Raw genomic sequence first — 10,204 nt, 5'->3', positions numbered from 1 at the left:
TAAATGGTTAAACATGGTTTATTGAATGCTGCTATAATATGCACTATAGAAGTATCAACAGTAATAACATATTCAGCTTTTTTGATTAAAGCAACGACATCTAAAATGGTGTTTGATTGAAATATTAATCCTAAGTCAAGTTTAACATTTTTAAGTTTATTGGGTTCACCAATAAAAACAATTTTATGATCTGGTTTGTTTTTTTTCATGAGTGAAACAATATACTCCATTTGCCATTGAGACAATTCACGCTTTCTTGCTCCACCAAAAGGGTTAATAATAACAAACTTATCTATATTATTTTCTAATATAAAATTATCAACATTTTTTTTATTATTATCTAAAGTATAAAGATCATAGTTTTCATCGTAATTTTTAATGTTCATATACTCATATATTTTATTTAACTGATTAGTAATATGAGCATTATTATTATAATAAGGAATTGAAATATTATATGATTTTACATTACTTTTATTAAATCCCATCAAATGAGTTGAGTTAGTAAATGCACAAAATATAATTTTACGCATTTCAAATGAATAAAATGGTCTTGTATCAATTACCAAATCAAAATGATGCTTTCTAATTTTTTGTATAGTTTTAAATAAATCCTTTAATGAATAATCGTTATAACTAAATGTAGCTCTAACATTAGGATTATTTTTAAGAATATCTAAACTTGATTGTTGCGAAGAAACATAAACATCATAACCAGCTTGAGCAAGATTTTTTATTAAAGCGGTAGTTACAACCATATCGCCAATTTTATCATTACGAGCTATTAAAATAGTTTTTATTTTTGACGGTTCAAATATCGTTTTTCTTTTAGGAAAGGAACACATTAGAATTTTATTTAAAAAGTAAAAAAAATATAGTTTTATTTTTTTTCGAATAAACTTTAATTGCCAAGAAAAATGACTCATAACTAGAATTCCTATAATATTTTATTTCTTTTTTCTGTATTTTAATAATAAGTATTGAATGAAAAATTTTATTCCTTTATAAAAGTCACCTTTTCTAAAAAATGATTTCGCATATATACGATAGTCATTAACTCTCATTCTAGGTAGATAACTTTCTAAAGGTTTATTAGCCCATGGTGTAAAATGCTTGTAAAATACATATAAATTTTGTGCCGTTCCTTCATGTTCTTGATACCAAGGTTTTCTGGCACCAGTAAAGTGGATAAAAAATGGTAGAATATCTTCATTATCAAAGATTTTATTCTTTTCTGTTTCAGTCATCCATGTAAATAAATAATTCCATCTACAATCAACATACTTAACTTTATTTTGAAGAATAAGATTTAAAGCATCTTGATCAGGATAAACAAGTCTATATTGTTGCGGATTTAACAAAACTGAATTAACTTTATTTTCTATGTCAGAATCACACCAATTTTTTGTATTAATATAGAGAAAACCCGAATTAAAATAATTATCTGAACTTAACTCCAAACGAGTAATATTTTTTTCAATATTTTTTGAAATTAGAGAGTCAGAAACAACAGCACAAACCACTGAATCAATATCAATCTGATTAATTGATGATATATCACGAAAACATAATATATCAGCATCCAAATATATAAATTTATCAACTTCATTCTTCAGTAATCGAGGCACAAGAAGTCGAATATACATTGATCGATTGATATGCTGTAATTGATGTTCAGTCTGGTATTTATCTAATTCATTGTTTTCAATAAAATAACTTTTAATAGAAACATTCAATTGTTGTAATTTATGAACAGCCTCTTTTGGAACATCATAAAGAAATACATGAAATTGAAGATGATTACCTAAATTATTTAATTGAATTGATTTTATTGCTATAGCTACATATTCGAGATAATTACCATCAGTACAAAAGGCTACATTTATCACTTCATTTTTCATATATATTGTCCTTGTTATAGCATTAACAATAAATTACTGTTTATATCTTGAGTTATTTTCCAGTTTCGCGCCTAATATATCGATAGTACAAACTACCCCAAAACCAAATGGCTAGACAATTACTTTTTATTATATTCATTTTTTTGATATCACTTTTTGGTAAGTACTTTTTATTTACCAATTTCATATCACTAGTAAATTTTAGATCTTTATTTAGATAATAATAAATTTTTTTATAGTTAAATTGTTTTAAATATTCAATAAGAAGTCTTACTTTTAATTTAACTACTATAGATTGAACTCGCTGGTAAATCTCTTCTTTGTCGTTTTTAATGTAATTATGCTTCAAATAATACTCAATCCGTTCCCAAGTTACTATATTCTGTAAATATAATTCAATAGTAGCAATTGAATTTGTTACCGATTTTTCTCTATATAAATAGTTGAATAAATGATCTTTAACTACAGCCACTTCGCATTGACTTATAGCTTTAATAGTAAAAAAAATATCCTCACAAATTTTAAGGTCAGTATCAAAAGTAATATTCTTATCGAGTAAAAAAGAACGCTTAATTAGCATGCCTGAAATATGAAAACTTTTTTTGATAAAACTATTAAGTATATTTCCTTCTTCAAAGGATAGATATTCTTTAATACTTTTATTCTTTTTTACTCGATAAAAACCACAATAAACAATGTTAAAATCGGTTTGTTGTTGGCGAATTAACATTTTCTCAAAAAAAGAAGATTCATAAGTATCATCACTATCTAAAAAACAGATAAACTCACCTGACGCATATTTAAGAGCATTATTTCTGGCAACAGACACACCACTGTTATTCTGATGATAAACAATAATTTTAGCATTTTTTTGTTGGTATTCATCTATAAATATACCTGTATCATCAGTTGAACCATCATCTATAATGATTATTTGATAATTTTGATACGTTTGCTCTTCTATTGATTTTAATGTTTTTTCAATAACATCTCTTGTATTGTATGCTGGTATAATTACGGATATAAGAGGAGTATTATTCATATATGCCTTTAGTAACTTTTTAATTATAAATACATCGATTATCTAAAACTACTTATTAGGATAAATATAAAAAAATGATCATTATTTGATTATCTTTTTAATAATTTATGTTTTAAATATAACAAGTAGTAAAGAAAAGCACAGATATATTTTCTTTGAGTGATTAAAAATTTAGCATAACGTCTGGTTGTAGATGGGGAAAGATTATTTGCTAAGGCTAGCTTGGCTTGATACCAAGGTGAGCCATCAATGAAATTTTGATAAGTTGATGTCAAATAGAGTTTAAACCAAGGTTTACTTCCCGAAGTATAATGTATAAAAACTGCACCCTTTTCAGCTTTTTGCTGATCCTCATGGCCGCCAACACTTAACAAAGTAAGACAATTATATTTTGTGGGTAAGTAATAAATATTATTACTTAATAAAATATTTAGCACATCCTGATCGGGAAATTTATAAGCAATCCCCTCATTTAATAAATTAAGTGCTTTTTCTGTGATATTAGCTTCATTCCACTTTTTCAAGTTGTATAACAAAACTCCAGAATTAAAATAACTACCATACTCAATTTGAAATTTTTTACATTGGGAATTTTGTGTATTTTCAACATCAGGTACTGCAGCAATAATTTTATCAGCTATATTTAAACTAAATAGTTCATCCAATGATGTCAAACATAAAGTATCACTATCAACATAAAGTAATTTAGTTACTTCTTTAGGTATAACTAATGGAGCAATAATTCGCAAACAAGCAGAAATAGGGAAATATTTTGTATTGTTAGCGTGAATCTTAAATTTATCATTCAGATAGTATTGCGTTATTGAAACATGATTTGATGAAAGCTGTTCTATTTTACATTTATTATCATTTGATACGTTTTGCATAAATAAATGAAAATGTAATTTTTTATTTGGATTGTTGCTAATAATAGAATACATATTAACGCCAGCTGGTAAAGCATAATTATCATCAAAGCATAGCAAAATATGCCATTGTGTTTTAGTATCATTACTTTCATCACCAATAATAGTTTTTTTAACTTCTATGAACTTAGTTACATCTATCATCTATAATAACCACTTCTGAATTATTTAATAATATTTGAAAATTAATCTAATTATTATTTTTTCTATATTTCTAGTTTAAACACTTATAAAATATTATCTCAATTATTTAAAAATAACCTTCTATATATGTTTTGTACATATAGTCTTCATTATTACTAAATTGTTGAACAGTCATGAAATTTTTCATAATTGCGTTTTTTCTGGATATATAATCAGCTTCTGAACATTGTTTAATAATATTTTCGATGTTATCAATTTCGCTTTCTTTAACTCTAATGATACCATCTTCATCGAAAAATTGATTTATTTTACTAGCACCTATATAAATAGGCACAGTTTGTGTGGCAAAACAATTTGTCAACTTTTCAGTAAAACAATACCCAGATATTTCATTTTCAAACACAATAGAATAACGGTAATCTTTCAATGTTTCATAAGGATTAACAAACTCTCCACCATCAAAAGTTCCAAAAGTATCAACCTTAGGATGATTTTTTAATTTAATCGCAGTTAAAATTCTTTTTAGATGCAATTCACATAATTTTTTATTTGACGATAATATTGAGATATCTTTATTTTTTTCATAAAACAAATTTTGTTGAAATATCTCATCTAAGTTCGGTAGCATTACAAAATCACCAGAAAAAAGCTTTATATCGGCACAAAAAGGAACAAATCTTGCGTTAGGTATTTCATTTAGAAGTTGTTCATCATAAGTAAAAATCAAATCAAAATCTTTTTCTAATCCACTATATTTTTGAAATATCTCATAACTATCAGGCTTTATACCTTTAGTTTCAACCAAAGCACCAAAACGACCTGTTGGAGATCCCATTGTCTCCAACATACGTCCATGAGTATAAAGATGCAATGGAAGTTCAAAATTATATTTATCCCAATATATCAGATTACTTGTTTGTGAAGATGCATTCGGTTTGTAATTATCCCTTAAAAAAATAACTCTTAATCTTTCTCCTTTTTTATTATAAATTTCAGGCTCAACTGGACATAATCGAACATTATGCTTATAAATAGGAATATAAATATCTTGATATACTTTAGCTTTTTTTTTAGACAAAATATACGGTGGAGTGCTAGCATACTTTTTGGTTAGAAAATATTTCTTTTTTTTATCTTTCACAAATAAACAAGCACAATCTGTAACAATTCGTTTAAAACTCATGTAATATCCTATCTCCTAAATTGCCTATATTCTATTGAGTTTAATAATGATTAATGAACTATTTCTTATAACATTACAGCTTATAAATGATTTGCTTGATATAATTTATAATAAACACCATCTTTTTGAAGTAATTCATGATGTGTTCCCTGTTCTATAATCTCTCCGGCATCAATAACTAGTATTTCATCAGCATTCTCAATGGTCGATAATCGATGTGCAATAACAATTGAAGTACGCCCTTTTTGTAGTTCAGAAAGTGCTTGTTGTATTGCATATTCCGACTCAGTATCTAAGGCTGATGTTGCTTCATCCAAAATCAATATAGGATTATCACGTAATAGAGCTCGAGCAATTGCTATTCTTTGCCTTTGCCCTCCAGATAATAGTATTCCACTTTCTCCCACTTTAGTATTAAATCCATGCTCACTTTGCATTATAAAATCATAAGCGTATGCTTTTTTTGCAGCTTCTTCTATTTGTTGTTGTGTATATTCACCAATTCTTCCATAGGCAATGTTATTAGCAATTGTATCGTTAAAAAGATGAATGTTTTGTGATACTAAACCTATTTGATCACGTAAACAATGTAATGTAAAATCATTAATGTTATGTCCATCAATTAAAATTTGTCCTTTAGGTACATCATAGAAACGTGTAAGTAAGCTTGCTATTGTCGTTTTTCCTGAACCTGAGCGGCCAACTAAAGCTATTGTTTTTCCTGAAGGAACAGAAAAACTAATGTCTTTAAGAGCTGGCTCTTTTCTAGTTTCATAACTAAAAGTAACGTGATCAAATACAATATTTCCTTTTACACGATCAACACTAATAAATCCATTATCTTTTTCTAAAGGTTGTTCAAAGATTGCAAATAAAGTTTGACAAGCAGCCATTCCTTTTTGAAAATTTGCATTAACACTGGTTAAATTTTTAATAGGTTGCATTAATGCTACTAGTGATGAAAAAACGACAGTAAATTCTCCAGCTGTAATATTTAAATCAGGATCACTTGCGGTTAATAACACAAAAGCAATAGCAAATGAGATCACCAATTGTATTATTGGCGTTGATAGTGCGGAGATAGAAACTAAACGCATTCCATCACGGCGAAATTTATTGCTAACTTTTTTAAAATTTTTTGATTCTTCATTCTGTGCACCAAAAACAATAATTTCCCTATATCCCTTTAGCATTTGCTCAACTGCCATGGTGACATTTCCCATAGAATTTTGCATGTTTTTTGCCAATTTTCTAAATTTTACTGAAATAAAAGAAATTAATCCAATTACAATAGGAGTGACAACAAGTAAAGATAGTGATAATTGCCAACTATTATAAAACATTGTATAAAATAGCCCACATATAAAAGCTGATTCACGAATTATTGTAATTAAAGCATCCGATGAAGACGCTGCGACCTGATCTGTATCATATGTTATTCGCGACAATAACCTTCCTGTTGAGGATTGATCGTAAAAACTTACAGGTGAATCAACAAAATGTGCGAAAAGTCTTTGTCGAATGCGCATGACAATTTTACCAGAGATCAATGCTAATAATACAGAATAACCATAATTAGCAATACCACGAACAAACACTAAACCAAGAATATAGATAGGTGCCATATATAAAAACTCTCGGTCATTCATTGAAAAACCAAGATCAAGTAAAGGACGCAATAGGCCTATTAATGAAGTATCGGCAAATGCACTAATTATTAACAAAATTATTGATATAAATAATACTAATTTATGTTGAGCAATATAGGGCCATAACTTAGTAAAAGTACACCAAGTTGAAGAGTCCTTATCAATATTGATACTTACTTTATGATTTTTTTGATTCATATTCATTATTTAATATATTATGATTTGAATTGCATTTTATGCATTAAGGCATAAATACCATTTTGTTCAATAAGGCTATGATGATTACCATCTTCTACAATTTCACCATTATCAATGACTAAAATTCGATCCGCTTTTTCAATGGTTGATAATCTATGAGCAATAACAATCGAAGTCCTATTTTTTTGTAAAACTTCAATGGCTTCTTGTACTAACCTTTCAGATTCATTATCTAGTGCTGAAGTCGCTTCATCCAAAATTAAAATTGGATTATTACGTAACAAAACTCTCGCAATAGCAATGCGTTGCCGTTGTCCTCCTGATAATAAAACACCATTATCACCTATTTCCGTATCTATTCCATTTTCTAGTTTATTTATAAATTCCATGGCATTAGCCAATTCAGCAACCTTAATTATTTCTTCTTGGCTATGTAATCCTTTTTCACCATAAACAATGTTATCTGCAATGGTACCATTAAATAAGTGCACTCGTTGAGAAACATACCCTATATGATTCCTTAATGACTTTAAGGTATAATCTTTAATATTAATACCATCTAAAAGTATTTCTCCTTTTTCTAAATCATAAAATCTTGGAATCAAACTTGCAATAGTTGACTTACCTGCACCTGATCGCCCTACTAAAGCAACCGTTTGACCCGCTTTAATTTTAAAATTAATATTATTAAGTACAGATGTACTGGTTGTAGGGTATTGATAGGTCACATTTCTAAATTCAATATTTCCAGTTATATGGTTTGCATCAATTGTACCTTTATCTTCTTCAAGTGGAGCTTCTAAAAGCCCGAACAATGATTCACACGCTACAGCACCTTTTTGTAATTCAACATGTAAGCTTGTTAACTCTCGTAAAGGGCGCATTATAGCTATCATTGCTGAAAAAACGACAGTAAAAGAGCCAGGAGTAATATCTAAACTCTGGCTTGCAACAAGATATAATATTAAGGCTAGACCTAAAGTTGCAATCATTTGAATGAGCGGTGTTGATAATCTTGAAACCATTTCAATCTTCAACATATCTCGCCGAAAAATATTAGTAATTTTATTAAAATTATTTTTTTCATACTCTTTAGCATTAAAAATTAAAACATCTTTATGGCCTTTTAACATTTCATCAGCCGAAGTTGTTATTTCACCCATACCTTTTTGCATTGACATTAATGTTTTTCTAAATTTTTTTGCAATAAATTGAGCAACACCAATTATTAATGGTATAAGAAAAATTAACACTAATGCCAATTTCCAACTGCCATAAAACATAACAAAACATAAACCAATCGCATAGGTTATTTCACGAACAAGAATAATTAAAGCATCGGATGAGGCTTTAGAAAGCATCTGAGTATTATAGGTAATAATGGAAACAAGATCTCCCACAGAATGTTTATCATGAAAACTTACAGGACTTTTTAGCAAATGATTAAATATCATTTGTCTGAATTTAGTTATAACTTTACCTGATAACCATGAAAGACAGTATGTAGAAGCATAATTTGACAATCCACGTAATGCAATCAAACCAATAATTGCTATAGCAATGTAAACTAACAAGATGTAGTTTTTATTCATTAAACCATTATCTAGCAACGGTTTGGTTAGAGATATTAAGGTCGAATCTGTAGCTGCATTTAACAAAAGCCCTAGTATAGCAACAAATAAAGCTTTTTTATATTGTTTGACAAATGGCCATAGTTGTATAAGCGCAGTCAAAGAATTATATTTTTTGGGCATAATAATTTTTACAAAATAACAAATTTTATAGATTATACTATAAAAATAACTGTATTGATTAAATTATTGAACTATTATCTTTTTTACATCACGTAATGTAATTGCAAAATACCCATTGTTAAAGTAGTACAAATCGTGGCAATATAAAAGAATGACCAGCTTGTAGATTATCTACCCTAATTTTATGCACTTTGATGATACTATAAATTTTTATGATTTCTCCCAGATACTAAGATTTTAAACTCAGCTCACTAAATATCTGCTTAAGCGTAAGACCTTCCTACTCTAATGCTTATTTTTATCATGGATAAATTGTCTACTTTTTTGTTGTACTATTTTAAGGATAGTTACAATTAAATACTGCTTATCATGCTGAAAGTTAATGTTCTATTGATAAACATCTTTAAAAATTCCTTTCAATCCTATTGGATTTATAGAAACTATTTCCACATCAGGATAAAACTGATCTTTAAATTTTTTGAATGCGTACCACCCATTTAAAAGAAAATCAATATTAGATGAGAATGCTGTTTGGTCATCATTATCAAAATAACCATTTTGACATGCATCACATCCAACCAAATGAATTCGTTTGGGATGGGTATAAAGTGCAAATGTTAGTGCAGAAAATACAACGGAACCATATTCAGGAAAAACAGAAGATGTAATATCAGGATAAAAATCAGTAAAAAATTTACCAACATAATACCGTTTAGCATTAGCTTTAATTAAATCTTTTTCGGGTATGGAAGCACCAAAAGTAATGCTACTTCCATAAAATTTTTGACATGTTTCCGGATTATAATTATTTATAGCATCAATATCATTTTTAAGACCTGTGATATCTTGAATAAAAATAAAATCAAGATTAATGTCATAACGTCTGAAGGCTCTATTTACACCAATATTGATTGTTTTTTCAATATGTTGGTATTTTGCAAGCGTTGGTCCAGTACATAAAATCACTATATCTCGGCCTACAAATTTATCTTTAAACCCTGAAAAACTTTCCATATGAGCTTTTGAATAAGTGTTAATATTATTAATATTCACAAAAAAAGCATTAAACTGGTTATCAATTTTTTGAGACAGATTATTAATACTATTATTTATATTACTAATACGAACATTATTTTCATTCATTAATATATTAAATTTATCGTCTATATTATGAGTGATAAAGTTTACATGATTATGTATATAGCTCTCCAACTGTTCATGCCTAACCGCATTTTCAGTTCGAATAATACTAATTTCATCTGCCAATTTTTCAGTAATAGATTTTATATATTCTAATTTTACTCTTTCCAAAATTCTAAAACTAAAAACATAAATACATATTAGTTTTTTTGAATTTATAACTTTAACACAATTTAATCCAAAAATTTGGTAATAACGAATATTGCC

The 10,204-nt window shown here is 27.8% G+C and carries 8 protein-coding genes; all 8 read right to left on the bottom strand.

Translation table 11 applies throughout. The annotated features are described in order from the left end of the window. Positions 1–926: glycosyltransferase family 9 protein (locus tag A9G44_RS08945; protein ID WP_065610546.1), on the bottom strand; the 926-nt coding region annotated here is incomplete at its 3' end. A gap of 21 nt (positions 927–947) precedes the next feature. After that, the gene (locus tag A9G44_RS08940) at positions 948–1,901 is read right to left on the bottom strand and encodes a glycosyltransferase family 8 protein (RefSeq protein WP_065574588.1); all 954 of its coding nucleotides are present in this window, start codon (positions 1,899–1,901) and stop codon (positions 948–950) included. Between the two features lie 52 nt (positions 1,902–1,953). Next, positions 1,954–2,943, bottom strand: coding sequence for a glycosyltransferase family 2 protein (locus tag A9G44_RS08935; protein ID WP_065610544.1), 990 nt, complete (start codon positions 2,941–2,943; stop codon positions 1,954–1,956). A gap of 89 nt (positions 2,944–3,032) precedes the next feature. Continuing rightward, positions 3,033–4,013 (bottom strand): glycosyltransferase family 8 protein, encoded by a 981-nt coding sequence (locus A9G44_RS08930; RefSeq protein WP_065610542.1) that lies wholly within the window; start codon positions 4,011–4,013, stop codon positions 3,033–3,035. Positions 4,014–4,119: 106 nt separating this feature from the next. Beyond that, positions 4,120–5,196: a glycosyltransferase family 10 domain-containing protein gene (locus A9G44_RS08925; protein ID WP_065610540.1), complete on the bottom strand. Its 1,077-nt coding sequence runs from the start codon at positions 5,194–5,196 to the stop codon at positions 4,120–4,122. An 80-nt stretch (positions 5,197–5,276) separates the two neighbouring features. After that, on the bottom strand, positions 5,277–7,016 hold the full coding sequence (msbA, locus tag A9G44_RS08920; protein ID WP_065610549.1) for a lipid A ABC transporter ATP-binding protein/permease MsbA: 1,740 nt from the start codon (positions 7,014–7,016) through the stop codon (positions 5,277–5,279). 44 nt (positions 7,017–7,060) lie between these two features. Next, the gene (msbA, locus tag A9G44_RS08915; protein WP_065610538.1) at positions 7,061–8,797 is read right to left on the bottom strand and encodes a lipid A export permease/ATP-binding protein MsbA; all 1,737 of its coding nucleotides are present in this window, start codon (positions 8,795–8,797) and stop codon (positions 7,061–7,063) included. A gap of 387 nt (positions 8,798–9,184) precedes the next feature. Continuing rightward, a partial coding sequence (locus tag A9G44_RS13545) for a hypothetical protein (RefSeq protein WP_065610536.1) occupies positions 9,185–10,204 on the bottom strand: 1,020 nt, incomplete at its 5' end.

It is taken from the genome of Gilliamella sp. Occ4-3, from assembly GCF_001690675.1.
GTDB classification, from domain to species: Bacteria; Pseudomonadota; Gammaproteobacteria; order Enterobacterales; family Orbaceae; genus Gilliamella; species Gilliamella bombi.
The sequence above is the reverse complement of the archived record's forward strand: the minus strand, read 5'-3'. Positions and strand labels throughout refer to the sequence as shown.